Raw genomic sequence first — 24,313 nt, 5'->3', positions numbered from 1 at the left:
GGAGAAGACATGGATATTAATCAACATAACAGCCAGGCTTGGGATCAAAAGGTGAGTGACCAATCTGTTTATACTTTAGCAGTTAGTGCTGAAGAGGTAGCAAAAGCCCGCAAAGGAGAATGGCAAATTGGCGTTACCGCGGGAAAACCAGTTCCTCGGGAATGGTTTCCGCTAGAATTATTCGATAAAAAAATTCTTTGTCTAGCTTCTGGCGGTGGTCAGCAAGCACCGATTTTGGCAGCAGCCGGTGCCGAGGTAACAGTTGCTGATATTTCCGAAAAACAATTAGAGCAAGACCGATTTGTTGCAAAGCGAGACCGGCTTTCTTTTGAAATAGTACAGGGCAGTATGACGGACTTGTCGCAGTTTGCTGATGAAAGCTTTGATATTGTCGTTCATCCGGTTGCTAACTTATTTGTGGCAGATATAAAAATTGTCTGGCAGGAAATTGCCCGTGTGTTAAAACCACAGGGGATTTTAATTGCAGGGTTCACGAATCCGCTGTTGTATATTTTCGATGAAGCGGCCGAAGAAAAGGGCGAGTTAGTAGTGAAAAATGTGATTCCCGGCAACTCATTAGATTGGTTGCCTGAAAATCAGCGGGGAGACTATTTAGCTAGTGGACAGACCATTGAGTTTGCCCATACTTTGGAGGATCAGATTCAAGGGCAGCTGGCTGCCGGCTTTGTGCTGACGGATTTTTATGAGGATGATTTTGGCGGCAGTCGCCCACTAGATAAATATATTAAATGCTTTGCTGCAACGCGGGCAGTTAAATTATCAATTTGAATGCTAATACGGATTTACTATCAGGACTTTGCTTTAGTATAGCTCTGATAGTAAATCCTTTTTTTATTCTAAAAGTTTTCAAATGTTTCAGCTAAACTGTATAATAAAAAACGAGACTGCCGAGGACATGAGCAGAAAAATTTGCGATAGCAACGAGCAAAAACAAGTGAGGTTTAACTGATGAAAGAAATACTGCGTAAATACAAAGCCTTAATTTTTGGAGGGATAATTGCCCTCTTCTTTGGAGTGTTTATTTTGGGAGAGCGATTTATTCAGGGGAGCTGGTGGGTGCGAGGCTTTGGCATCATCTTGGTTCTAGGTGTTTTTTATTCAATTTACCAAGATATCACACGGCGGGAACACTTTGAAAAAACTTTAATAGCTTATGTAGCGACTTATCAAATTCCTTTGGAGCAGCTAGGAGACATTACCGGTTTTGACAAATATGATTTTCAATTATCTACAAAGAATCAAGTGAGCTTTATTTACAGCGGAAACCAAAAAAAGACCAAGCAAGTCTTAGCTGCCTTAGAAAAAAAATACGGCAAATTGACGAGCGAGGCGTGATAGGAGATAGTTTCTATGAAAAAATTATTTTTAGCATCTTCATTTTTGGATAGTTATCAATATTTTGCTGATTTTGCTGGAAAAGACTTAAAAGGACAACGGCTTACCTTTATTCCAACAGCCAGTCTGGTGGAGGATAGTCTGCCGTTTTTGGATGAAACACGGCAACTATTTAAAGACTTACGCTTAGTTGTTGAGGAGTTAGAAATTACCACTGCTTCGACAGAGAAAGCTCAGGAGGTCTTAGCCAGAAATCAGCTGATTTTTGTTTCTGGCGGCAATACATACTTTTTATTGCAGGCCCTTCAACAAAAAAACTTACTGCCGGTTTTGACAGCAGAAATTGCTAAAGGAAAACTTTACATCGGCGAATCAGCGGGCTCGATTTTGGCCGCACCAACCATTGATTACATTGATAAAATTGATGACCCCAGCCAAGCGCCACTAATCAAAGGTTATCAGGGGCTAGGCGAAATTGAAATCTATCCGCTGCCCCATGTTGGCAATCGCTATTTTGGCACCTTGATTCAAGATATCATCGAAGAGTATCAAACTAAAATCCCACTGCTGCCGTTTACTGATCAACAGGCAATTCTGGTGGCAGGGGGCGAGCATCGCTTGATTGGATAGAAGCCGAGCTATTCTTTTTAAAAATTATGATGAGGTTGCTGATAAATAAAGCGCCTAAAGCGAAAATCAGTAAGTAAATAAATGGCAGTTGGCGCATGTGATAATCGGTATAGAGATTTTCTGGTAGACGGGAAGCATTGTCGATTTGAATTAGATAAAAGAAGCTGAGACCAGCTAAAATGGTAAAGCTTAGATTTGCAGCGGCTAACTTTTTCATTTAAAAAATCCCCTTTCAAGCTTGGTAAGGCCAGTATAGCGATTACATTTTAGGGAATCGTTAAGAAAAGTCAAAGTTAAGAAAAATTTTCTTTTTTCCTTTTACGGCTGTTGTATAGTAGTAAGGAAGTATGTTGAGGAGGTGCGAAATGATTCGCAAAGTGAAAGTTTTTAGTGCCAATACATTAACCTATGAAAATCCCCATCAAGAAGTAGAGCGGCAAGTAAATGAATATATAGCTTATGTCATCGACCACGATGCTGAGGTGTATGATATTCAATATCAAGAAAGTGCTTTTCGCGAGTTGAGTGTTTCCGCCATGGTTATTTTTGGTGAGCCTCGAGTTAAGGAAGATAGCGAAACTAAACCAGCATAATTAACGGGCCTGTGACAAAAACTTATCAGCCGTCGACAAAATAATTGAAATTTCATCTGCTGTTCGCTGTACTAAATAGCGAACAATGAAGTCAAAATTATTTTGTTAGTAACGATAATAAGTGCTGTCACAGTCCCATTTGTTTTTATTTTAATAAGTTTTGGGCTTTTTGCGTATTGGCAAAATGCAATTTAGCGTATTTCCCTAATAAGTCTAGGCCGCCTTTTTTTAAAATGCGGCTGGCAACTTGATCTGATTTTGCTCCAGCACCAGAGGGTAATTGCAAACCGACTTCTGCTGATTCTTCTGCTAGTTCATTCAAAAAACTGGCACGACAAAGAATCGAAGCGGCGGCAACAGCTAAGTGATACTGTTCACCTTTAGTGATGAAGTAGATTTTTTCGCTGACCTGTTTTTTTTCAGCGGCAAGATATTTGCGATAATTGCCTTCTGGAGTAAACTGGTCTATTAAAATAGCGTCAGGTTTAGTCGGCGCAATTTTTGCTAAGAGCAGACTGATTGCTTGATTATGCAAAACTACTTTCATGTGGACAGCGTTGTATTTTGGCTGCACGGCATTGTATTTTTCCGGAGGCACAACGAGCAGCTGATAGTCAATCAAGTCTGCTAATTGGCTGGCAATTTGCTTAATCTGCAAATCGGTTAGCTCTTTTGAATCACGCACGCCGAGGGCTTTTAATTCGGCCAATTTTTCTTTAGGGGCATAGGCCGCACAGACAACTAATGGACCGAAGTAGCTGCCGTTGCCGACTTCATCACTGCCGATAACTGACAGTTGACTAAATCCAGCCGGTAAGCCGGGTTTAGTAGCCGCTGATTTTTTTTTCGTAGCAGTAGCTGTTCCGCTGACGTTAGTTGCTTGTGGTGAACTATCCCATTGCTGGGCTTCTTTTTCCGCAGCCGGCCCTTGGAACATAACTTTGCCGGAATTATAAATGGTCACGGCAGTTGTGCCTTTTTTAGCAAAGAGCTGAGCGTGGGGAACTTGTTTTTTTTCAGCAAATCCTTGATAATAGGATAAGATTTTTTGATAAGTAGGAGTATCAGGTTTTAAGACGATGGTTGCCATGAAGAATCCTCGTTTCTTTTTTCTGATATTTATCATATAATAGGAACAACTTTTTTGAAAGGAATTCTGATTAATTTAGCATTCCCAACGGACTTCTGCTAAAATGGAAGCTAAAGGTTGATTTAGGAAGGAAATGATTGAAGTGGCCTTAGAAAAAAATCGCTACAAAGCGGTCATCGACGGCAAGACTTATACCATAATTGGTTCAAAGAATAAACAGCACATGGATTTGGTCAATCAGCTCGTGAATGACCAATTAAAAGAAATTCGGCAAATTTCTCCCAGCATCACCAAGGAGGAAGGAGCTGTCCTCTTAGCAATTAATGCAGTTTCTGATCAATTGACGAAGCAAACGCGGATTTTACATTTGGAAAAAGAAATCGCCGAATTAAAGCAGCGGCAAATTCGTATGGTGGAATTAGAAAACCGAATTAAGCGGATGGAGGCTTTGGAACAAGAAGCCCGTGATGTTTTAAAGAAGCAAGGGCGCAGTGATGTGGAGGTCCACAATCATGTGGAGGCCCAGCAGATTTTAAATGAAAATCGCAAACAACAAATCAAAGAAAAGACACAGAGTTAACGAAAGGACACATTATGCTAACCCTTGGGATTCTTTTGTTATTAGGGATTGCCTTTTATTCCGGCGCACGGCGGGGACTGGCAATGCAACTAGTATATACAGTCGGCTATTTTGCCACCTTTATTATCGCCCGGACTTACTATCAAGACTTGGCACCCTCTTTGGAATTATTAATTCCTTATCCAGCAGTCACGGAAAATGCAACCATGGTCTTTTTCGACCAGCAGATTTCCTTAAACTTAGATCAAGCGTTTTATGCCGCCACAGCCTTTTTAATTATTACCTTTATCGGTTGGCTGGCAACCCGCTTTATCGCAATTTTCTTTAAAAAATTGACCTACATCCCAATTTTAAAACAATTTGATTGGGTGGCCGGGGGCATTCTCAGTTTTATTGTGGTCTATGTCGGAATTTTTCTGATTTTAACGATTGCTAGCTACGTGCCAATGGAAGCTGTGCAAAATCAATTTGAAAGATCTGAAGTTGCCCGCAGCATTGTCACCAACACACCGATTCTTTCCAGTATGATGGAAAATTTGTGGGTGACTCAAATAATCGGCTGATCAAACGAGTCGAGTAAATTAACATACTTGTGACAGAAGTAGTCAGCTTTTGTTCACAGTTCATCAAGGTTGTGACATAAGGACAGACAGAAAAAATCGCCATTAAAAGCGAGCATCTCTTCTGGAAGCGACTTATGTTGCAACTTTTTTAGCGGAGTAAATAAACTCAAAAATTGAGTTGAGAAGGTGAAAATATGAATCAACGAATTTTAACGACCTTAGAATTTAATAAAGTAAAAAAAGCCCTTGAAAATTACTTGGCAACCGACCAAGGAATAGAAGAGCTGGAAAAATTAGTGCCAATCAATGACCGCCAACGGATTCAAACCGCCTTAGATGAAACCGAGGACGGCTTAAAGGTTCAACGTCTGCGGGGCGGCATTCCCGTACCGAAATTAAAAAGTATTCGGCCTCATATGAAACGAATCGAAATTGGTGCCAATTTAAACGGTATCGAGTTAGCTGAAGTGGCCCGCGTCTTAAGCACCACCAATGAGGTAAGCAAATTTTTCGGTGATTTAGCGGATAGTGAAATCGAATTTGCCCGTCTGTATCATTGGAATGAGCAATTGGTGACGATTCCTGCTCTCACCCGCCGTTTAAAAGAGGCAATTGACGAAGATGGCCGCGTGACAGACGAGGCTTCGCCAGAGCTGCGGAGCATTCGTCAAAGCATCCGTCGTAGCGAACAGAGTGTTCGAGAAAATCTGGACGGGATTGTTCGTGGAAAAAATGCCAAATACCTTAGCGACGCTTTGGTAACGATGCGTAATGACCGCTATGTGATTCCGGTGAAAGCCGAATACCGCAATATTTTCGGTGGCGTTGTCCACGACCAAAGTTCTTCAGGACAAACCTTATTTATCGAGCCTAAGCAAATTGTCGAATTAAATAATCGCCTGCGGCAGCATCAAATTGCTGAGCGCACAGAAATCGAACGAATTTTATCAGAATTATCTGCAGAGCTAGTTCCCTATCGGCGAGATATTTTACAAAATGCTTACGTGATAGGCCAATTTGATTTTATCAACGCTAAGGCCCGTTATGGAAAAGAAATCAAAGCAATCGTTCCTGAAATCACTGAAGACAATCAGGTAGATTTTCGCCAAGCTCGGCATCCTTTGATTGACCCGGAAAAAGTCGTACCCAATGATATTGCAATTGGCCGAGATTATCAGGCGGTGGTTATCACGGGTCCTAATACCGGTGGGAAAACCATTACGCTGAAAACTTTAGGTCTGTTGCAATTAATGGGCCAAGCCGGCTTAGCTATTCCAGCGGCTGAAGAGAGCACAATGGGGATTTTTGATGAAGTCTATGCCGACATCGGTGACGAACAGTCGATTGAACAAAGCTTGTCGACATTTTCATCTCATATGACAAATATCGTTAGCATTTTAGATAAAGTCGACGAAAAAAGTTTGGTGCTCTTTGATGAACTAGGTGCGGGAACCGATCCGCAGGAGGGGGCCGCTCTCGCAATTGCTATCCTCGATTTTCTCGGAGCCAAATCAGCTTACGTGATGGCGACAACTCATTATCCTGAGTTGAAAATTTACGGCTACAATCGTCCCGGTACAATCAATGCCAGCATGGAATTTGATGTCGATACTTTAAGTCCAACCTATCGCTTATTAATCGGGGTACCTGGGCGCAGTAATGCCTTTGAAATTTCTCGACGGCTAGGTCTTGATCCAACGGTGATTGATTCAGCCAAACAAATTATGGATGACGAGAGTCAAGATTTAAATGAAATGATTGCCGATTTAGAAAATCGTCGGAAAATGGCGGAAACCGAATATTTAGAAGTTCGCTATCATATGGACGAAGCCGAAAAATTGCATAAACAACTAGAAGAAGCTTACAGCTTTTTCTATGAAGAACGAGAAAAAGAATTGGCCAAGGCCCGTAAAGATGCCAATAAAATTGTTGAAGATGCACAAGAAAAATCCGAAAAGGTCATCTCTGACATTCGTAAAATGCAATTGGCGGGCGGCAACAGTGGCGTCAAAGAGCATCAATTAATTGATGCCCGCACGCAACTTGCTGGTCTGCGGCAAGAGGAAGACCACTTGCAAAAGAATAAAGTTTTGAAAAAAGCTAAGGAACAAAAACGCCTAAAAGCCGGTGACGAAGTCATGGTCAATACTTATGGTCAACGGGGTACACTGATTAAAAAAGAAGGAGACAGCTGGCAGGTTCAAATCGGCATTTTAAAAATGACGGTGCCAGAAAGTGATATGACTGTCGTTGCACCAACGAAAGAACCGGTGCAACGGGTGGTCAATACAGTACGTTCTAGCCAAGCTAGCCATGTTGCCAATCAATTGGATTTGCGGGGCAAGCGCTATGAAGAAGCACTGGCAGAAGTCGATCAGTATTTAGATGCTGCAATTTTAGCCGGCTATCCGCAGGTGACGATCGTTCACGGAAAAGGTACCGGCGCTTTGCGACAAGGGATTACCGATTATTTAAAAAATCATCGCAGTGTTGCAAGCTTCGAATTTGCACCGAATAATCAAGGGGGCAACGGTGCTACAATTGTTAAGTTTAAGTAAGAACACTTATTAAGAGTAAGCAGATTATTAGGCATCGAAAAATGACGGTGCTATAATAATGGCAGTGAAAAACTAGGAGGTATGTCAAATGGCACAAGTTGTAACAGATAAAACATTTAACACTGACACAGAACAAGGTTTGGTTTTAGTTGACTTTTGGGCTACTTGGTGTGGACCTTGTCGCATGCAAGCCCCAATCTTAGATCAATTGGAAGAAGAATATGACGAATCAGAATTCAGAGTGGTGAAAATGGATGTGGATGAAAATCCAGAAACGCCAGCATCATTCGGAATTATGAGCATCCCAACTTTACTTTTGAAAAAAGATGGCGAAGTTGTAGATAAAGTAATTGGTGTTCATAGCAAAGACCAATTAAAAGAATTAATCAGCCAACATATGTAAGCTGAAAAAATATTGGTCTGCAGTGCAAGGAAAACTTGTGCTGCAGACTTTTTTTGTTTTCAAAAGAAAATCAATCCAACCGCCAGTCAGCTTAAAATGACTTCTCTTGACTTGGCGTGTTATAATAAATCAGTAAATTGAGAACATCAGTTCCTTTAGTTATCATTACCCAAGACTAGTGAGGATGAATTTTCCATGAATGAACGAATTAAAAATAAATTGGCCCTGCTACCGGATCAGCCGGGTTGTTATTTATATAAAGATAAATACGGTACTATCATCTATGTCGGCAAAGCTAAGATTTTAAAAAATCGTGTGCGCTCTTATTTTACTGGCAGTCATGACACGAAAACTGAGCGGCTTGTAAGTGAGATTGATGATTTAGAATATATTGTGACAGAATCCAATATTGAAGCCTTGCTGTTAGAAATTAATTTGATTAAGAAAAATGACCCTAAGTACAATATTATGCTGAAGGATGATAAAACTTACCCTTTTATCAAAATTACTAATGAAGATTATCCGCGACTTTTAATCACTCGAAAAGTCTTAAAAGACAAGGCTTTGTATTTTGGTCCTTATCCCGATGTCGGCGCCGCCAATGAAACAAAAAGATTGCTAGATCGTTTGTTTCCTTTGCGAAAATGCAAGGTTTTGCCTAAAGAAGTTTGCTTGTATTATCATATGGGCCAATGTTTGGCACCCTGTGTTTTCAATGTTCCCAAAGAGACCTATAAAGATATGGTCAAGGAAATCAAGAAATTTTTGAATGGTGGCCATACAGCAATTCAAGACCAATTGAAAATTAAGATGGATACGGCAGCTGAACAGATGGAATTTGAAAAAGCTGCTGAGTACCGAGATCAAATCAACGCCATTGAAACAATTATGACTCGCCAAAAGATGACCAATGCCGATTTAATGGATCGGGATGTCTTTGGCTATGCGGTTGATAAAGGCTGGATGTGTGTCCAAGTCTTTTTTGTCCGCCAAGGCAAATTAATTGAGCGGGATGTCTCGATTTTTCCCTTCTACAATGATGCTGAGGATGATTTTTTGACTTACATCGGCCAATTTTATCAAGAGAATCAGCACTTTGTTCCAAAGGAAGTGCTAATTCCAGATGATATTGATATGCCCAGCGTTGAAGCGCTGCTCAAGACTAAAGTTTTGCAGCCGCAACGGGGAGAAAAGAAAAAGTTAGTCAAGCTGGCGGCTAAAAATGCCGGCGTTGCATTGAATGAAAAATTTGATTTGATTGTCCGCAAGCAGGAGCGGACATTAGGCGCCGTAGATCGGTTGGGAAGCGCACTGAATATTCCGAGTCCAACCCGAATTGAAGCCTTTGATAATTCAAATATTATGGGGACCGACCCAGTTTCGGCGATGGTGGTCTTTATTGATGGCAAACCTGCTAAAAATGAATACCGCAAATACAAAATTAAAACAGTCAAAGGACCGGATGATTACGCTACGATGCGGGAAGTTATTTACCGCCGTTACTCGCGGGTTCTTAAAGAAGACTTGCCTTTTCCAGATTTGATTTTAATTGATGGAGGTAAAGGTCAGGTAGATGCTGCCCGAGATGTGCTGGATAATCAGCTGGGCTTGGATATTCCGATTGCCGGTCTAGCAAAAAATGATAAACACAAAACCAGTGAATTACTCTTTGGTCCAAATTTAGAGGTGGTACCTTTAGAGCGCAACTCTCAAGAGTTTTTCCTATTGCAGCGGATTCAAGATGAGGTCCATCGATTTGCGATTACCTTCCATCGCCAGCTCCGCAGTAAAAACAGTTTCTCTTCTAAGCTGGATCAAATTGACGGCTTAGGTCCCAAGCGCAAAAAGCTTTTGCTGAAGGAATTTAAATCGGTTAAAAATATTACCGCCGCCAGCATTGAAGAATTGCAGGCGATTGGCTTACCAAAAGGCGTTGCTGAAAATGTCTTTGCTGAGTTGCATAAGACAGAAGGGCCAGAAAAAGAGCAGGACTAAATTTAATCAAGTTATTGGAAAGCTAACTGGAATCTCCTAAGGGTGATTATTCCAGTTAGCTTTTTGCATTTTAAAGCTTATTTTTCAGATAAGAAAGCCTGTTGGTCTTTACGCTACATAAAATTATCGATAAAATAAAAGTAAGAAAAGCTGCAGAAGATTTTTAGCAAAGTTGCTGTTGTAATGGGAAGTGAAAGAGGGGGAGAAGATGAAAAAAATTGCTATAGGCTTCATCGTATTAACAGGATTAATACTTACAGGCTGTAATAATCAAACAGAAAATTCGCAAACGGCTGACTCACAGGCTAGTTCTACTACTAGCAGTAGTCTAGAAAGTAACGAATCAACCAGCAGCCAGCAGACTCAAGAGACTAGTCAGATTTCTGAAACTAGTGGGAGTACAACAGAAAGCTCGTCAATAGCTGATGCTGTCAATAAATTTCCTTATGCTGTTGATTTATCTGCCTTTGCTAGTTCTGTCACGTTTTATCATGGCTTTAGTGTCAATTACCCAACTTCTTTTACGTTAGATAACTTAATGTCTAGAGAGCCGCTCATTACGATAACCTATGAAAGTCCCGACAACACAGTGAGCGCCTCAAGATATCAAGGAAGCATCACTGAAATTCCGACAAAGGAAATTCGGGTTTTCTCAGCTAAGGATAATCAAATTCGCAGTGTTTTTGTGAATACGCAAATTAATTTGGACTTGCATCTTGAAGGAGAACAAAATTATCAAGAAGGCGTCAATAACAGACCTATGTATTTGTTTGCCAATGCTGACGGTGGCTATTCGTTGGCTACGCCTAATTATGCCGGCAACGTGCCGGAGCAAGATCAAGATGTCATGCAGGAAGTGTTGAGAGCATAAAAAGAATCAGAAAAAAACTGCCAAAAATTTTCCAGTAAAACGGAATTTTTTCGGCAGTTTTTTTTGTTTATTTCCTCAAGACTTCTTTTGATGGAATGATTGTTGCTAAACTTTGGCCCAACAGTTTCCTGCGACACGCTTCAACTTCTTGAAAAGTGAAGCGACCTCCGTAGGCTAAAAATTCATAGAGCACACCAAATTCTTTGAGGAAAAGATCTTGAGAAACAAAACCATTTTTCAAATAGAAATTTTTTCGCTTGATACGCTGTTGTTGGTTTTTGGCAGAACTATCCAACGCCTCAATCGTCAAGCCAATTTTTTTACCGCTGTAGACCGTTGGTAACTCCTGTAAAACTTTACTACCATAACGTTGGCCCTGCTGGTTTGGGTCAATGGCAAAATAAAAGATAAAGACTTTGTCCTCTAAAACAACCGAATATAAAAAGCCGAGCCAACTATCTTTCTGCCAGACACTTAGTAATTCAACAGCCGGATTTTTTAGTTTTCTTTGTAAAAACCAAAAAGGCATCCGTTCAAGTCGGGGAAAGGCAGCTTGATAGAGCTGTTTTATCTTGGCTAGAGCAGCAGCTTGTTGTTTTGGCTGTACAATTTTTTCAAAGGTGAGCATAGCGCCTCCATAACAAGAATAGTGAATTAAGAATTTTTCAACTTATTAAAACTAAAATGCAAGCAAGATTTTCAACTTGCTAAAAAAAATACAATCATAATTTGCAATCTTACTGATAAGCTGCGGGCAGCTTGAATAAATCTTGTGCCTCCAGCTGATAACCAATTTGCAATAACAAATCCTCCTGTCCTTTCGAAGCCATAAATTGCACTCCTAAAGGCAAGCCGTCTTTGGTCACATGCGTTGGCAAACTGATGGCCGGTTGACCGGTCAAATTAGCTAGCTGTGTAAAGGGTGATAGCGTTAGACTTGGTTCAAACATCTGATAAATTAATTCCCCCTGTTGCCCGACAGACAGGTCTTCAATAACACTTAATTGCTGGCGAATCGAATCGCTTTGCAACTCTTGATCAATTCTCGGCGCTGGAAAAGCGGTGGTAGGTGTTAATAGTAAATCATAATCAGAAAATAATTTTTCCATCGCTTCAGCAGCACTATCCCAAAGTTGCAGGGCCTGAATGTATTTTTCAACCGGAACATTGGTTCCATATTGATACAAGCCCCAAGTAATTAATTCCATATCATTTTGAGTTAGAGCTTTTCCTAATTGCTTGCTGATGCCGCTAAACATGGCGGCTGTTTCGGCACCATTCATCAAATAATAACTTTCCATCAATGCAACGCCATCGACTGGATAAGCGATTTCTGTCACGCTGTGGCCTTGTTGTTGCAATTCAGCCGCCATTTTTTTAGTGGCGGTAATCGCTTCATCAGAAACCGGTGTGCCCACAGGGGAATCCGTTAGAAAAGCAATTTTAAAAGAGCGGTCTAATCTAGTATCTTGCCATTCATCTTTTGGCGGATGATAGGGTGCGGCTTTGGGATTGCCTCGTAATTGTAAAAATAAATGTTCGGTATCCCGCATTGAAACGGTCAAAGCAAAATCAATAGAGGCCCCTTGCCAGCCACGATATTGTCCAGGTCCGGTGGGCATAGCGCCACGGGTTGGTTTTAAGCCAATTAATCCGCTGAAGGAAGCGGGGATTCGAATCGAACCGCCGCCGTCGCTGGCACCAGCAATCGGAAAAATGCCGCTGGCAACCGCCGCTGCTGCGCCGCCGCTAGAACCGCCGGGGGAATGCTCCAAATTCCACGGATTGCGGGTGACGCCGTATAATTCAGGGTCGGTGATGTTTTTGAAACCGAATTCCGGGGAATTACTTTGTCCGGCGGGTACCAAACCGCTGTCGATTATTTTTTGGGTGAAGTTAGATGTTTTTTGGGCGAGATTATTTTTAAAAAGTTGGGAAGCTAGCGTTGCCGGCCAGCCTTTTTTTTCTTGCCCTAGTATTTTTAAAGGAATCGGCAGTCCGTAAAATGTTTGTGTCTCATTATAATTTCCTTGGGCGAAATCTTTTTTCGCTTGAGCCAAATCCCAAGAAATTAAAGCGTTTAGCTGGGGATTTAAGGTTTGGATTTTTTTGTCTACCTGCTGATAAAATTCCGCTGGCGCCACCGCTCCTGTTTTAAATTGATTGACCCAATATAAACCATCTTTCATCAGAAAACCTCCATTTAGTAAAGTAATGATTCAAATTAATTATACACGATGGCGCTCAAAAAAATGGCTGCTTTGTTCTTGTTAAAAATTTTTATTGACCTTGCCGCAGCGTCAACCCTTAAACTGGGCTTAAGGAGGCGAGAAAATGGAAAATATCGCAATTCGTTTTGTAAATTCAACGGCTTTTTATCAACAGGCACTGAGAGGACAGGCGACAGAAGATGATTTTCGCTATCAGCTAATGGCGCCACTGGCAAAAATGTGGCAATATTTAAATGCCCCTTTGAAACCAAAAAGTCCCGGTGGTTATGATGTAGTGATGGCTTCGGAAATGATGGGTATTTGGACACCCCGCAAGAGCAGCCAGTTAATTGCTGGAAAACTAGAAAAATTAGTGTCAACGAATATTTTTACAGAGGCTCCAGCTGTTTTGAGACAGGGAATTACTGCTTTTGCTGAAATCGGTTATCAAATACCTGTGTTTGAATTTGTGGTGACAATTTTATTAGGAGATTCAGAAAATTCGATTTTGATGGCTAGTGAAGGATACAGCGGCTTTGGCGGCATTCCCGGTTTTATTTTTTTGCTGGTGGTCCCAAATCAGTTTAATCAAAGCCGTTTGAAATCGGCTTTAGCCCATGAATTTAACCACAATGTTCGGTTTACCTATGCTCCGTTTAATCATGGGGATGTCAGCGTTGAAGAATACTTGGTGATTGAAGGATTAGCTGAGGTTTTTGCTGAAAAATTATACGGAATTGATCAGCGGGGGCCTTGGGTACAGGATTTTTCAAAAAAAGAATTAGCCGATTCAATTGAAGTTATGAAGGCTGGCCGTCAAGCTCGAGGATTTGAACAGGTGGCAGCTTATATGTATGGCGATGTTGTCGCTAAAGAACAGGGCTACGCACCAGTAGGACTTGCGCGAAATGCTGGTTACACCGTCGGTTATCATCTAGTAAAAAAATATTTAAAAAATACAGGGGCTTCGATTGAAGAAGCGACCTTAACACCCTCAGCCGAAATTATTAAAGAATCAAAAATTTTCGACTAAAAAATTTTTCAAAAAAAAAATCAGAGAAAATGTATAGCTCGCTTTACAAAAAATGTAAAGTGAGCTATACTTTATTTGTAAAGCGAACTATACATGAATGGAGGAACTCCAATGGAAAATAAAATTCATGAGTTGCGCAAACAAAAGAAAGTCACCCAAAGTGAGTTGGCGGAGGCGGTGGATGTCACTCGCCAGACGATTATCTCATTAGAAAATGGCCGCTACAATGCCTCTTTGATTTTGGCCCACAAAATTGCTCAGTTTTTTGATTTAACGATTGAAGAGGTATTTGAATTTAATTTGGAGGAGGAGAACATCAGATGAAACTTAAAATGTTCAACATGAAAAATGTCCACACGGATCAAGATTATATCGAACATTTACAAGTTAAAAGTTCACTGGCGGCTTGTTTTATCGTCTTAGGAGGGATTTTAGGAGCGACCTATAGCTTTGCCACTCGTCAGGGATTGGTGCATTTATCAGATTATTTTCAGGGCTTTTACGCAGGAGCTTCCGGTAGTTTGATTGTGTTGGGTCTTGTGCTACCTCTGCGAAATCGACGCTTGATGAAGCAACCTGAGGTCATAAAAAAAATGCGAATCCGGGATTCTGATGAAAGAAATCAGGAATTATCCGCCAAAGCGTTAAGAATTGCTTGTATTTTTCAGCTAGCAATGGCCTATCTGATGATTCTCGTTGGGCCGTTTTTCAATGAGCTATTGGTGGGCATTGGAACTTTGCTAATTTTTATATTTATTTTCGCTTATTTAGGCACTTATGTTATTCTTAAAAAATGGTACTAGAAAATTTCCATAAAACAATAAAAAAATAAGGAGTAAACAAATGTTAGAAGTGAAAAACTTAACCAAAACATTCGGGAACTACACAGCGGTTGATAATTTGTCATTTGACATCCCTGACGGCAAAATTTTAGGCTTAATCGGTCAAAATGGTGCTGGTAAGACGACAACTTTTCGATTAATCCTCGATTTTTTAACTGCTGATTCTGGAGAAGTTCTTTGGGATGGTAAAGAAATCAGCAGCAAAGAGTACAATATTATCGGCTATCTGCCTGAGGAAAGGGGCCTGTACCCGAAAGTTACCATTCAAGATCAGCTGGTCTATTTTGCAGAATTGCGGGGCAAAACTAAAAAAGAAATTTTGCCCAAGATTGATGAATGGATGGAAAAATTTCAGGTGAAGGGCAAGAAGACGGATAAAGTTAAAACTTTATCTAAGGGGAATCAGCAAAAGGTTCAGTTGATTGCAACTTTGATTCACGAACCCAAATTAGTTATTTTGGATGAACCCTTCAGTGGGCTTGACCCGGTCAACGCCGAATTGCTGAAAGACGGCATTATTGAATTGAAGAGTAAAGGCTCAGCCGTTATTTTCTCCAGTCATAATATGGACAACGTTGAAAAAATTTGTGATTCCTTAATTATGCTTCGCAATGGCGAAACAGTTTTAGATGGCAAAGTGCATGAAATTCGTGAATCCTTTGGCCGTACTAAGCTTTTCTTGGAATCGGCTTTAAGTAAAGCCGATGTTGAAGGCTTTGCCGGTGTTAAGGAAGTCATTGAAAGTTCAGACGGCAGCTTAAACATTACCCTAAGTGATGCTCAAGCCGGCGAAGAAATTTTTATGCGGGCAACTCAGGGGGGCTATATTCCGATGTTCAATCAACAACCGCCGACCCTTGAAGAAATTTTTAAATTAAAGGCAGGTGACAATAATGCGTAAATTTTGGATTATTGCGTTAGATATCTATAAGAAAAACGTCAAATCTGGGGCGTTTGTCGTGATGATTTTGTTCCCGTTTATTATTATGGGGATTGCTTATATTGCTGGAAGTTTCGCCGGTGGCATTGGCGAAACCAGTAATTTTGGCGTGGTGGCAAGCGACAGCAGCCTGACACAAGGTTTCGAGGCGCTAAACAATGAGGATTATGATTTTAAAGAGATTGACTCAGAAGCTAATGCGCAAAAAGAATTGGCGGATGAAAAGATTGACGGGTATCTGTTGTTAAGTCTCGATGGCAATACTATTCAAGCGACCTTGTACAGTGATACCACTCTCGGCACGACTGCTGAAATGGTGATTCAGCAATACTTGACTTCACTTCAGTCAACATTACGAGCGACTGGACTTGGATTAACTACAACAGATGTTGCCAGCTTAAATGAAGCGGTGAATATTACCTCTGAAAGAGTCAGCTTTGATGATGATGGGCAGATGATTGTTGATGAAAATAATACTTTTATCCAATCGATGATTAGTTTTGCTTCAACAATTTTACTAATGGTCTTTATCATGACCTATGCTCAAATTGTTGCCCAAGAGATTGCCTCAGAAAAAGGCACTCGGATTATGGAAGTTATTCTTTCCAGTACGACGGCGAAAAGTCATTTTTACGGTAAAATTGTCGGCGTGCTATTAGTTGCCTTAACGCAGATGGTCGTTTATGCGCTTGTCTTTGGTATCGGCTTCCAGTATTTCAAAAATCTTGAGATTGTCCAGCAGGTGCTGGACGGAATTTCAGTCGAACAAATTTTTGGACCATTTTTAATCTTCACAATTATTTATATTTTCCTAGGAATTCTGATTTACTCCGTGCTTTCCGCTCTGTGCGGCTCACTGGTTAGTAAATCCGAAGACACCGCCAAGGCAATTATGCCAGTAACTTATCTGTCTTTAGGCGGTTATATTTTGGGGATTGCCATGGGGATGTCAGATCCGAATAATATTGTCATCCGTGTTACTTCCTATATTCCGTTTCTGTCTTCTTATATCATGCCTGTCCGCTTGGCTAGTAATGTGGCTACCAATACAGAAGCCATGATTTCAGTGGCGATTTTAGCTGTGACAACTGTGGCATTGATGCTCTTGTCAGCTAATTTATACAAATCAAATGTCTTAGTTTATAACGAAGGCGGCTTATTAGCAGCCTTGAAACAATCATTTTCAATTTTGCGAAACGAACGCCGCAAAGTTAAAAGCTAAAAATTTTAATTCCTGATAGGTCACTGACTTATCAGGATTTTTTATTTGAAGGTCAATTAGTTGACGAAAGCTTCATCTAATTGGACAATAAAAGGAATGCTGCAAAAGACAGAATTAGGAGGAAAGAAAATGGATTATCAAACATTGAACAATGGTTTAGAGATTCCGCAAATTGGTTTGGGTGTGTGGCGGGCCCCCAATGACGATGCCGCCAAAGCAGTTGAATGGGCATTGAAGGCTGGCTATCGCTTGATTGACACGGCTGCTGCTTATAAAAACGAAGATGGTGTCGGTCAAGGCATCCGCAATTCTGGGGTTCCCCGTGAAGAAATTTTCGTGACGACAAAATTATGGAATAGCGACCAAGGCTATGAATCTACCCATCAAGCCTTTAACGACAGCCTAGAAAAATTAGGTCTTGATTATGTTGATCTGTATTTGATTCATTGGCCAGTAGCTGGGAAATACAAAGATTCTTGGCGGGCGATGGAAGAAATTTATGCTAGCGGCAAGGCTAAAGCGATTGGTGTTTCCAATTTCCATCAGCATCATCTTGAGGATCTTTTAGCTGATGCAAAGGTTAAACCAGTCTTAGACCAAATTGAAATTCATCCAACCTTGACACAAGAGCCTTTGAGAAATTATTTGAAATCTATTGATGTTGCAGTTGAAGCTTGGTCACCATTAGGTCAAGGAACCATTTTGAATAATCCTGTTTTGGTGGAAATCGGCAAGGCCCATCAAAAGACAGCGGCCCAAGTTATTATCCGCTGGCATTTGCAAAATAAAATCATTGTGATTCCTAAATCTGTTCATGAACAACGAATTCAAGAAAATTTTGACGTTTTTGATTTTGAATTATCCGCTGAAGAAATAAAAAAAATCAACGGTCTGAATATTAACGAGCGTTTAGGTGCTGATCCCGATAATTTTAATTTTTAAAAATTAAAAAAATACTGTTAAAGAAGCGTCCTGCATTATACAGCGGGCAAGCTCCTTTGACAGTATTTTTTAGTTGTAACAAACTAGTTGAATAGTTTGATTTTCAAAAATTTAAACAAGTTATATCTTGCTAAAACAAAATTGATTACATCGGTTTCAGATTTTGCGAAATCCGTTCCAGCATCCAGGCCAAACGTTTCTGGCGTCCTGCATCTGTTTTCGCATCTAAATAGGCGCGGGTGTAGGTCTTTTGTACAGAAGGCGACATCTTAAGAAAATTGTCGTAGGCCTGTGGATTTTCCTTCAATAATTGAGCAGTTTGGGTAATATCCGTTTCCGTGATGGCTGGCTTGGTAGGTTGCTCCCATTGGCCATTGGCTTTGGCTTCTGCGATTTTATCGCGACCGGCTTTAGTCATCAGCCCTCTATTTTCCAAACTAGCAACTAATTTTTTATTCTTTTCCGACCATTTGCTGTTTTTGCGGCGTTGGGCGAAATACTTTCGATATTGCTGTTCGTCAATTTTTTTCATCTGCCCATCAATCCAACCAAAACATAAAGCTTCTTCCAACGCTTCTGCCGCCTTTAAGGTTTCCAGCGGGGCTGCTTTAGAAAAAAGCAGCCAAACTCCGACTTCACTGTGCTGATTTTCCTGTAACCAGCGGCGAAACTCCTCACGAGTTTCAAAAAGTAATTCATTTTCCATCGGCCTACTCCTCAGCTTTTCTTTTAGTATAGCATAGGAGGAGCTGGCAATTTAAAGCTGATTGACAAAATAGTTAAACAAGCCTTGCTCTTTGGCATCTACGTAATGGTTTAATTCTGGGTGCCATTGGACACCTAGAATTTTGTGCTCTGGTTGAGTGCTTTCAAGAGCCTCAACAATCCCATCATTTGCCCAAGCCGTAGCTTTTAATTGAGGAGCAATTTCTTTAATGCCTTGGTGGTGATAGGAATTAACTAGATGGCTATCTCCAATTAAATTATTCACTAAGCTGTCTGGCGCAGTTTTGACTTCGTGGGTGGCAAACCACGGGGCAGTAGGAGCTTGTTCGTGTTTGAGGGCTGGCTTCTCATAAAAAGATAAGTCCTGATACAAGGTGCCGCCGAGGGCTACATTCACTAGTTGAACTCCACGGCACACCGCAAAAATTGGTTTGCGCTGAGCAACAGCCTCTTTAACTAGCGCAATTTCAAAATGATCTCTTGCCGGATTAATTTCTCCTAATTTTTCGCTGGGTTCTTCTCCAAATAGCTGAGGCATAATATCTTGACCGCCTGCTAAAAGTAGTTTATCAATTTGTTTAATGTAACTTTGGGCTAGTGTTGGTTCCCCGATTGGCAAAACTAGTGGCAGGCCACCAGCTATCTGGACAGCGTCTACGAAGCCTTGGGGTGTATAAGTAACTTGATTGCCGTTAAATGTTTGGCTAGCATGAACCAGCTGATTGCCGGCAATGCCGATAATTGGTAATGACATAAAAATTGCTCCTTCATTTTTTTGGTAATCATAGCATTTTTTGCCAAAAACCAACATTATTCCGCTTCACAGAAGTCTTTGGCTCAACGGCTTTTAAAAAAAATTAGAAAACTTTGTCTTTTTAAATAACTTTTGGTATACTGTTTAGAGTTAAATAAATAATGGTTGGGCGCAAGCTTCAAGGATCGGATTCTTCAAGGGGTGAGAAGAATAAGTGAGAAAAAGCGCACCTGTGAACTAACAATTATCGCGTGAAACTTTCTTACAGTTGCAAGGAAGTTTCACGCTTTTTTTAGTTTTACAAAAGCCATGTTTGAAGGGAGTGAAGAACTTGTTAGAAGCGCTAAATGAAATTAAAGCCGCTGAGGAACAGCTGGCGATAAAAAAACAAGCAATGTTGGACAACATTCAAAAATATGCCACCGAGCGCAATCAGGAACTCCAAAAACTGCAAACAGAAAATCATCAGCTGTTAACCAAGCTGATGGCAGAAAGAGAAGCCGCTGAAGCAGAGCAATTAGCAGCGGAAAAAGAACTGTTATTAATTGAAGCAAAAAAAGTCAGTGATGACTTACAAGAACAATATCAAAAACACGATCAAGCTGCTATTCAAACGATTATCGAGAGGGTGAAGCAAAACTATGGCAGTGACTAGAATGAGTAAATTAACCGCCATTTGTGATCAACGCCATCAAGAAAGCCTCCTGCAAACCATCCAAGGGCTGCAGCGGATTGAAATGCGGGATTTAAAACAAGAAAATACCAGCAATCAATGGGTCAAAGAATATTTTGCCGAAGAAGCGGCGTTGATGGAAACCACCCAAGAGGCCGAATTATTGGATCTGCAAAAAGATATTCAACAAGCTGTCCAATTTATTCGTCATTATGGTGCAAAAAGTAAAAATTTTAGTTTAAAACGCAGCTTCCTTTCTTTGCAGGAATTAGAAGCTGGCATTGACGAAGAAAAGTTACGCAAACAATTACCAGAAATTTTAGCTTTAGAAAAACAGTGGCAAAAATTAACGGCGGAAAAAGATAATCTCAACGAAGCTGAAACATGGCTAAGTCATTGGCAATATTTAGATATTAATCCCAATGCACCTTTGCCAGCTTATACTGAGCTAAATTTAGTTGGGCTGCCAGCCTCTGGGTACACAGCCTTTAAAGAAAATATTGCTGAAGAAGCCAATTTCTACTTTGAAGAAATTTATGTCGATGACCGTGAAGTAAATTTAGTGCTGGTTTTTCCTAAACAAGCGCAAGCAACAGCAACAACTCTGCTTGAGACAAGTGGCGGCAGCAAAATTGAGTATGCCTATCAGCGAGAACCAAAAGCTGAATTGGCAGAGATAAAAAAAATGTTAACCACAAATCAAAAGGCTATGGAGGAGCTGACCCGTCAAGTAGGGCAGCTGATTAAAATTATTCCTGAGCTGCAATGGGCTGAAGAAGTTTTTCTAGCCCGCCAACAACGGGAATTTGTTAAAAATCAACTGATCCATAGTCGTTATCTCGTTGTGATTCAAGGCTGGATTAGTAGTAAGGATCAAGGGGTGCTTGCTGAGGAAATTACTCAACAACTAGGTGCCGATGAAGTTTATCTCGATTTTGAAACGCCGTCGGAGGCTGAAATTGCTGAAGAGGTCCCAATTGCCCTGGAGAATCATCCAATTGTCGCACCTTTTGAACTGTTAACTGAAATGTACAGTTTACCAAAATACAATGAAATTGATCCAACCCCGTGGCTGATGCCCTTCTATTTTGTCTTTTTCGGCATGATGGTGGCAGACGCTGGCTATGGATTATTAATGTTACTTGCGACAACCTTTGCTTTGAAAAAAATGGTGTTGCCGACAGGGATGGCAAGGTTTGCCAAATTTTTCCAGATTTTGTCCTTGCCGACGATGGCTTGGGGCTTAATTTACGGGTCCTTTTTCGGTCTGACGCTACCTTATACGCCAATCCTTTCGACAGAAAATGATGTCGTTCAAATTATGATTTTATCAGTTGTCTTTGGTTTTATCCAAATCTTAGTCGGGCTTTTTATTGCCGCCAAAGAACATATCCGGCAAAAAGATTATCTATCAGCCATCAGTGACGGCTTTGCCTGGCAAGGGATTTTAATAGGGATTGTGATTGCAGTGGCCGGCAATGTTTTATTAAATAGTGCGGCCTTGACGTATCTTGGGGCAGCCATTGCGATTATCTCGGTTTTGGGAATTTTATTTATTCCGGTTCTCCAGTCGACTTCCAAGCTAAAAGGTTTTGCTAAAGGAGCTTATTCTCTTTATGGCATCACCGGTTATATTGGTGATCTAGTGAGTTACACGCGCTTGATGGCATTAGGTATTTCCGGCGGCAGTATCGCAGCGGCTTTCAATTTGATTGTCAGCTATCTGCCAACAGGTGCCCGCTTTACAGCAGGGATTGTTTTAATCATCATCCTGCAGGGATTGAATATTTTTCTTTCTTTACTGAGTGCTTTTGTTCATGGCGCCAGATTGCAGTACGTAGAGTTTTTTGGGAAATTTTATAGCGGCGGTGGGAGAGGCTTTAGTCCCTTCAAAACTGCTGAAAAATATTTGAATATCAAACGAAAAGAGGATTAAGAATTATGGTAGATTTATTGATTAACGACGGCGGGATTTTGTTCGCCATTTTAGGGATGGCAACAGCGACAATTTTTTCAGGTGTTGGTTCAGCTAAAGGTGTCGGCATTGCCGGGGAAGCGGCAGCGGCCTTAACCACAAGCCAGCCGGAAAAATTCGGTCGGGCCTTGATTTTGGAACTTTTACCAGGGACACAAGGGTTATACGGTTTCGTAATTGCCTTTTTCATCTATTTAAATGCTAGTGGCGGCGATGTGAGCTTCATCCAAGGAATGAGCTTGTTTGGCGCTTCATTACCGATTGCCTTTACCGGATTATTTTCAGCCATCGCCCAAGGGAAAGTGGCAGCAGCCGGCATCCAAATTTTGGCGAAAAAACCAGAGCATGCGACTAAAGGGATTGTCTATGCCGTAATGGTGGAAACTTACGCAATTTTAGGCTTCGTTATTTCATTCCTATTAATTAATATTGCCTAGTGGGGTGAACAGCAGATGAATGCAATTGAAAAAATTATTGAAGAGATGAATCAGCAGGCAGCTGCTGAAAATAGCGCTTATGAAACAGCGGAAAAAGCAAAAATAGATCAACAGCATGCAACGGAATTAGCTCAGTTGCAAGAGGACTTCGAGAAACAAAAAACACGGCAGTTGGCGGCGATTGACAGTAAATATCGCCAGTTAAAAAATCGCCAGCAGGTTACGATTCGCCAACAAAGCCTTCAGGAAAAACAGGAATTTTTATCTTCTTTGTTTACCCGCTCGGCTCAAAAAATGGCGGAATGGTCACCAGATGAAGCACATAGCTTTGCGGCAAAAGCCTTAAAACAATTGCCGCTAAAAAATACCGCAATCTTTATGGCAGGGGAATTGAGTCCCTATTATTCAGCAGATTGGTTGGAGCAAATCAATCAAACACTGCCTTATCAGCTAACGATGGCGCCAGAAAAGCTTGCTAAAAAAGCTGGCTTTATTGTAGACGACCAAGGGGTTCAGTATAATTTTATTTTTGAAAACTTAATTAAAGATTTGCAAAGCGAGGTTTCCTTTGAAATTGCCCAGCAGCTTTTTAATTAATCAGCAAGATTGCCTGCAAAGGAGGGATTTTCGTGAACAGCTATCATGAGCTGAATCCTCTGATTCGAACAAAGGAATTGGAGCTGTTAACCCAAGCAGATTTTGATAATCTGCTAAATGCGCCAGACTTGCAGCGCATGGGACAGATTTTACACAACACCCATTACAGTGAATTAGTCTACCAAGGCTTTGAACATAAAATTGATCAAGGCTTGGCCAAAGACCAAGCAGCGCTGTTTGATTGGCTGGTGGAAGTAGCTCCAGAAAAAGAAGTTGTCTGGATTTATACCATGCGGTTTACTTTCCATAACTTAAAAGTCTTGACTAAAGCGCAGGTCACTAATAAAAATTTAGACCATTTATTTGTGCCGGATGGCTTTTATTCTTTAGAAAAGTTGAAAGCTGCTATTCAAAGTGGTGAATCGGACGTTTTACCGCCGGCTGTCATGGACAGTATTCGGGAAGTCCGTCAGTATTTTGAAGAAGCAACGATTTTGCAAGGAATCGATGTCATCTATGATCGAGAATTTTTAAGACAGCAGCGAATTCTAGGGGATCAATTAGGCTACCCTGATTTACTAGAAGAAATTATTGCTTTTATAGATTTAACCAATTTAATTACTTTGGGCAGAGGTCTGCGTCAAGGACGAACAGTCGCTTTTATGACCACGGTGCTTTCTAGCTCCGGTAGTATTGAGAAGACTGATTTGTTGCAGTATGTCGAAGGTTCTCTGACGGAATTTATTGCTTTTCTCAAGGAAACTGAATATGGTGAAGTGATTGCACCAGCTATCACCGACAATGAAATTAATTTTGTCGAACTGGAAAAAATTAAAGATAATTATTTATCAGATAAATATCTAAAGGCCCAAGCCCAAGCCTTTGGACCACTACCGCTACTAGCATTTCTCAATGCTAAAGAAGTCGAGCGGAAAAATTTGCAGCTGATTGTAACCGGCAAACGCAATGGTATTGCCAAGGAAGTAATTAGAGAAAGGATGCGGGCAACCTATGACTAGTAAAATTGGCGTCGTTGGCGACAAAGGGTCCGTGCTTCCCTTTAAAATTTTTGGCTTTGACGTGCGGTACGGAACGGACGAAAAGGTGACCCGCAAAGCGATTGAGGAGATGGCGCAAGCAGATTATGCAGTAATCTATGTGACGGAAGCTTGTGCTGCTTTAGTTCCTGAGACGATTAGTCGCTATGAGACGGTGATGACACCGGCGATTGTTTTAATTCCCAATCATGAAGGAACACTGGGCATCAGCCAGGATAAAATTGCTAAAAATGTAGAAAAAGCCGTGGGCCAAAATATTTTGTAG

28 protein-coding genes and 1 other annotated feature are annotated in these 24,313 nt (G+C 40.9%); of the genes, 22 read left to right on the top strand and 6 right to left on the bottom strand.

Annotated features, from left to right (window positions below; genetic code table 11):
• The first annotated feature begins 9 nt into the window (after window positions 1-9).
• The 3 genes from ACYSNU_RS14155 to ACYSNU_RS14145 all read left to right on the top strand — a co-directional run bounded on the left by ACYSNU_RS14155 (window position 10) and on the right by ACYSNU_RS14145 (window position 1,986).
• Window positions 10-789, top strand: a complete 780-nt coding sequence (locus tag ACYSNU_RS14155) for a class I SAM-dependent methyltransferase (RefSeq protein ID WP_461737841.1) — start codon at window positions 10-12, stop codon at window positions 787-789.
• Window positions 790-969: 180 nt separating this feature from the next.
• Window positions 970-1,356, top strand: a complete 387-nt coding sequence (locus ACYSNU_RS14150; protein ID WP_461737840.1) for a hypothetical protein — start codon at window positions 970-972, stop codon at window positions 1,354-1,356.
• Between the two features lie 15 nt (window positions 1,357-1,371).
• Window positions 1,372-1,986, top strand: a complete 615-nt coding sequence (locus tag ACYSNU_RS14145) for a Type 1 glutamine amidotransferase-like domain-containing protein (protein WP_461737839.1) — start codon at window positions 1,372-1,374, stop codon at window positions 1,984-1,986.
• On the opposite strand, the gene ACYSNU_RS14140 is transcribed toward ACYSNU_RS14145, so the two are convergent.
• On the bottom strand, window positions 1,931-2,203 hold the full coding sequence (locus ACYSNU_RS14140; protein WP_461737838.1) for a hypothetical protein: 273 nt from the start codon (window positions 2,201-2,203) through the stop codon (window positions 1,931-1,933). The genes ACYSNU_RS14145 and ACYSNU_RS14140 overlap by 56 nt on opposite strands.
• 148 nt (window positions 2,204-2,351) lie before the next feature.
• Here ACYSNU_RS14140 and ACYSNU_RS14135 point away from each other — a divergent pair, with 148 nt between their 5' ends.
• Window positions 2,352-2,579: a hypothetical protein gene (locus tag ACYSNU_RS14135; protein ID WP_265458986.1), complete on the top strand. Its 228-nt coding sequence runs from the start codon at window positions 2,352-2,354 to the stop codon at window positions 2,577-2,579.
• Between the two features lie 145 nt (window positions 2,580-2,724).
• Here ACYSNU_RS14135 and rnhC read toward each other — a convergent pair whose 3' ends face one another.
• Complete coding sequence (gene rnhC / locus ACYSNU_RS14130; protein WP_461737837.1) at window positions 2,725-3,669, bottom strand: ribonuclease HIII; 945 nt, start codon at window positions 3,667-3,669, stop codon at window positions 2,725-2,727.
• A gap of 142 nt (window positions 3,670-3,811) precedes the next feature.
• On the opposite strand from rnhC, the gene ACYSNU_RS14125 reads away from it, so the two are divergent.
• From ACYSNU_RS14125 to ACYSNU_RS14100, 6 genes are all read left to right on the top strand, one after another.
• Window positions 3,812-4,249 (top strand): cell division protein ZapA, encoded by a 438-nt coding sequence (locus tag ACYSNU_RS14125; protein ID WP_461737938.1) that lies wholly within the window; start codon window positions 3,812-3,814, stop codon window positions 4,247-4,249.
• 14 nt (window positions 4,250-4,263) lie between these two features.
• Window positions 4,264-4,812 carry a CvpA family protein gene (locus ACYSNU_RS14120; RefSeq protein ID WP_461737836.1) on the top strand — a complete coding sequence of 183 codons (549 nt, stop codon included), beginning with the start codon at window positions 4,264-4,266 and terminating at the stop codon, window positions 4,810-4,812.
• Window positions 4,813-5,006: 194 nt separating this feature from the next.
• Window positions 5,007-7,370, top strand: a complete 2,364-nt coding sequence (locus tag ACYSNU_RS14115) for an endonuclease MutS2 (protein ID WP_461737835.1) — start codon at window positions 5,007-5,009, stop codon at window positions 7,368-7,370.
• 88 nt (window positions 7,371-7,458) lie between these two features.
• Window positions 7,459-7,773 (top strand): thioredoxin, encoded by a 315-nt coding sequence (trxA, locus tag ACYSNU_RS14110; RefSeq protein WP_461737834.1) that lies wholly within the window; start codon window positions 7,459-7,461, stop codon window positions 7,771-7,773.
• A 195-nt stretch (window positions 7,774-7,968) separates the two neighbouring features.
• A complete protein-coding gene (uvrC, locus tag ACYSNU_RS14105) occupies window positions 7,969-9,768 on the top strand; it encodes an excinuclease ABC subunit UvrC (protein ID WP_461737833.1) in 1,800 nt (599 codons plus the stop codon).
• Between the two features lie 208 nt (window positions 9,769-9,976).
• Window positions 9,977-10,639: a hypothetical protein gene (locus ACYSNU_RS14100; protein WP_461737832.1), complete on the top strand. Its 663-nt coding sequence runs from the start codon at window positions 9,977-9,979 to the stop codon at window positions 10,637-10,639.
• 67 nt (window positions 10,640-10,706) lie between these two features.
• Here ACYSNU_RS14100 and ACYSNU_RS14095 read toward each other — a convergent pair whose 3' ends face one another.
• On the bottom strand, window positions 10,707-11,267 hold the full coding sequence (locus ACYSNU_RS14095; protein ID WP_461737831.1) for a GNAT family N-acetyltransferase: 561 nt from the start codon (window positions 11,265-11,267) through the stop codon (window positions 10,707-10,709).
• A 109-nt stretch (window positions 11,268-11,376) separates the two neighbouring features.
• Entirely contained in the window at window positions 11,377-12,828 is a 1,452-nt protein-coding gene (locus tag ACYSNU_RS14090; RefSeq protein WP_461737830.1) for an amidase, read from the bottom strand.
• 145 nt (window positions 12,829-12,973) lie between these two features.
• Between ACYSNU_RS14090 and ACYSNU_RS14085 the strand changes: the two genes are divergently transcribed.
• The 6 genes from ACYSNU_RS14085 (at window position 12,974) to ACYSNU_RS14060 (ending at window position 17,828) form a co-directional block, all read left to right on the top strand.
• Window positions 12,974-13,882, top strand: a complete 909-nt coding sequence (locus tag ACYSNU_RS14085) for a DUF2268 domain-containing putative Zn-dependent protease (protein ID WP_461737829.1) — start codon at window positions 12,974-12,976, stop codon at window positions 13,880-13,882.
• A 111-nt stretch (window positions 13,883-13,993) separates the two neighbouring features.
• Window positions 13,994-14,206, top strand: a complete 213-nt coding sequence (locus ACYSNU_RS14080; protein WP_461737828.1) for a helix-turn-helix transcriptional regulator — start codon at window positions 13,994-13,996, stop codon at window positions 14,204-14,206.
• Window positions 14,203-14,685, top strand: coding sequence for a DUF6442 family protein (locus tag ACYSNU_RS14075; RefSeq protein WP_461737827.1), 483 nt, complete (start codon window positions 14,203-14,205; stop codon window positions 14,683-14,685). Before ACYSNU_RS14080 ends, ACYSNU_RS14075 begins: the two co-directional genes overlap by 4 nt.
• A 40-nt stretch (window positions 14,686-14,725) precedes the next feature.
• Window positions 14,726-15,625 (top strand): ABC transporter ATP-binding protein, encoded by a 900-nt coding sequence (locus ACYSNU_RS14070; RefSeq protein WP_461737826.1) that lies wholly within the window; start codon window positions 14,726-14,728, stop codon window positions 15,623-15,625.
• Window positions 15,618-16,886 carry an ABC transporter permease gene (locus ACYSNU_RS14065; RefSeq protein WP_461737825.1) on the top strand — a complete coding sequence of 423 codons (1,269 nt, stop codon included), beginning with the start codon at window positions 15,618-15,620 and terminating at the stop codon, window positions 16,884-16,886. Before ACYSNU_RS14070 ends, ACYSNU_RS14065 begins: the two co-directional genes overlap by 8 nt.
• Before the next feature lie 129 nt (window positions 16,887-17,015).
• Window positions 17,016-17,828, top strand: a complete 813-nt coding sequence (locus tag ACYSNU_RS14060; protein ID WP_461737824.1) for an aldo/keto reductase — start codon at window positions 17,016-17,018, stop codon at window positions 17,826-17,828.
• 145 nt (window positions 17,829-17,973) lie between these two features.
• Here ACYSNU_RS14060 and ACYSNU_RS14055 read toward each other — a convergent pair whose 3' ends face one another.
• Both ACYSNU_RS14055 and ACYSNU_RS14050 read right to left on the bottom strand, forming a co-directional pair.
• Window positions 17,974-18,534, bottom strand: a complete 561-nt coding sequence (locus ACYSNU_RS14055) for a YdeI/OmpD-associated family protein (protein WP_461737823.1) — start codon at window positions 18,532-18,534, stop codon at window positions 17,974-17,976.
• 51 nt (window positions 18,535-18,585) lie between these two features.
• On the bottom strand, window positions 18,586-19,308 hold the full coding sequence (locus tag ACYSNU_RS14050) for a gamma-glutamyl-gamma-aminobutyrate hydrolase family protein (protein ID WP_461737822.1): 723 nt from the start codon (window positions 19,306-19,308) through the stop codon (window positions 18,586-18,588).
• 163 nt (window positions 19,309-19,471) lie between these two features.
• Window positions 19,472-19,519, top strand: a sequence feature (sodium ion sensor (DUF1646 type); this cis-regulatory element may regulate processes involved in with the transportation of sodium ions).
• A gap of 120 nt (window positions 19,520-19,639) precedes the next feature.
• Here ACYSNU_RS14050 and ACYSNU_RS14045 point away from each other — a divergent pair.
• Genes ACYSNU_RS14045 through ACYSNU_RS14020 form a run of 6 tightly spaced genes read left to right on the top strand, consistent with a single transcriptional unit; the run spans window position 19,640 to window position 24,313 of the window.
• Entirely contained in the window at window positions 19,640-19,963 is a 324-nt protein-coding gene (locus tag ACYSNU_RS14045; protein WP_461737821.1) for a hypothetical protein, read from the top strand.
• Complete coding sequence (locus tag ACYSNU_RS14040) at window positions 19,950-21,917, top strand: V-type ATP synthase subunit I (RefSeq protein ID WP_461737820.1); 1,968 nt, start codon at window positions 19,950-19,952, stop codon at window positions 21,915-21,917. Before ACYSNU_RS14045 ends, ACYSNU_RS14040 begins: the two co-directional genes overlap by 14 nt.
• A gap of 5 nt (window positions 21,918-21,922) precedes the next feature.
• Window positions 21,923-22,393 carry a V-type ATP synthase subunit K gene (locus ACYSNU_RS14035; protein ID WP_461737819.1) on the top strand — a complete coding sequence of 157 codons (471 nt, stop codon included), beginning with the start codon at window positions 21,923-21,925 and terminating at the stop codon, window positions 22,391-22,393.
• A 15-nt stretch (window positions 22,394-22,408) separates the two neighbouring features.
• Window positions 22,409-22,990: an ATPase V gene (locus ACYSNU_RS14030; RefSeq protein WP_461737818.1), complete on the top strand. Its 582-nt coding sequence runs from the start codon at window positions 22,409-22,411 to the stop codon at window positions 22,988-22,990.
• 32 nt (window positions 22,991-23,022) lie between these two features.
• Entirely contained in the window at window positions 23,023-24,009 is a 987-nt protein-coding gene (locus ACYSNU_RS14025; RefSeq protein WP_461737817.1) for a V-type ATPase subunit, read from the top strand.
• The gene (locus ACYSNU_RS14020) at window positions 24,002-24,313 is read left to right on the top strand and encodes a V-type ATP synthase subunit F (protein WP_461737816.1); all 312 of its coding nucleotides are present in this window, start codon (window positions 24,002-24,004) and stop codon (window positions 24,311-24,313) included. The genes ACYSNU_RS14025 and ACYSNU_RS14020 overlap by 8 nt, the downstream gene beginning before the upstream one ends.

The sequence above is a fragment of the Enterococcus sp. LJL120 genome, assembly GCF_054871765.1.
This window is presented reverse-complemented; position numbering and strand designations above follow the sequence as displayed.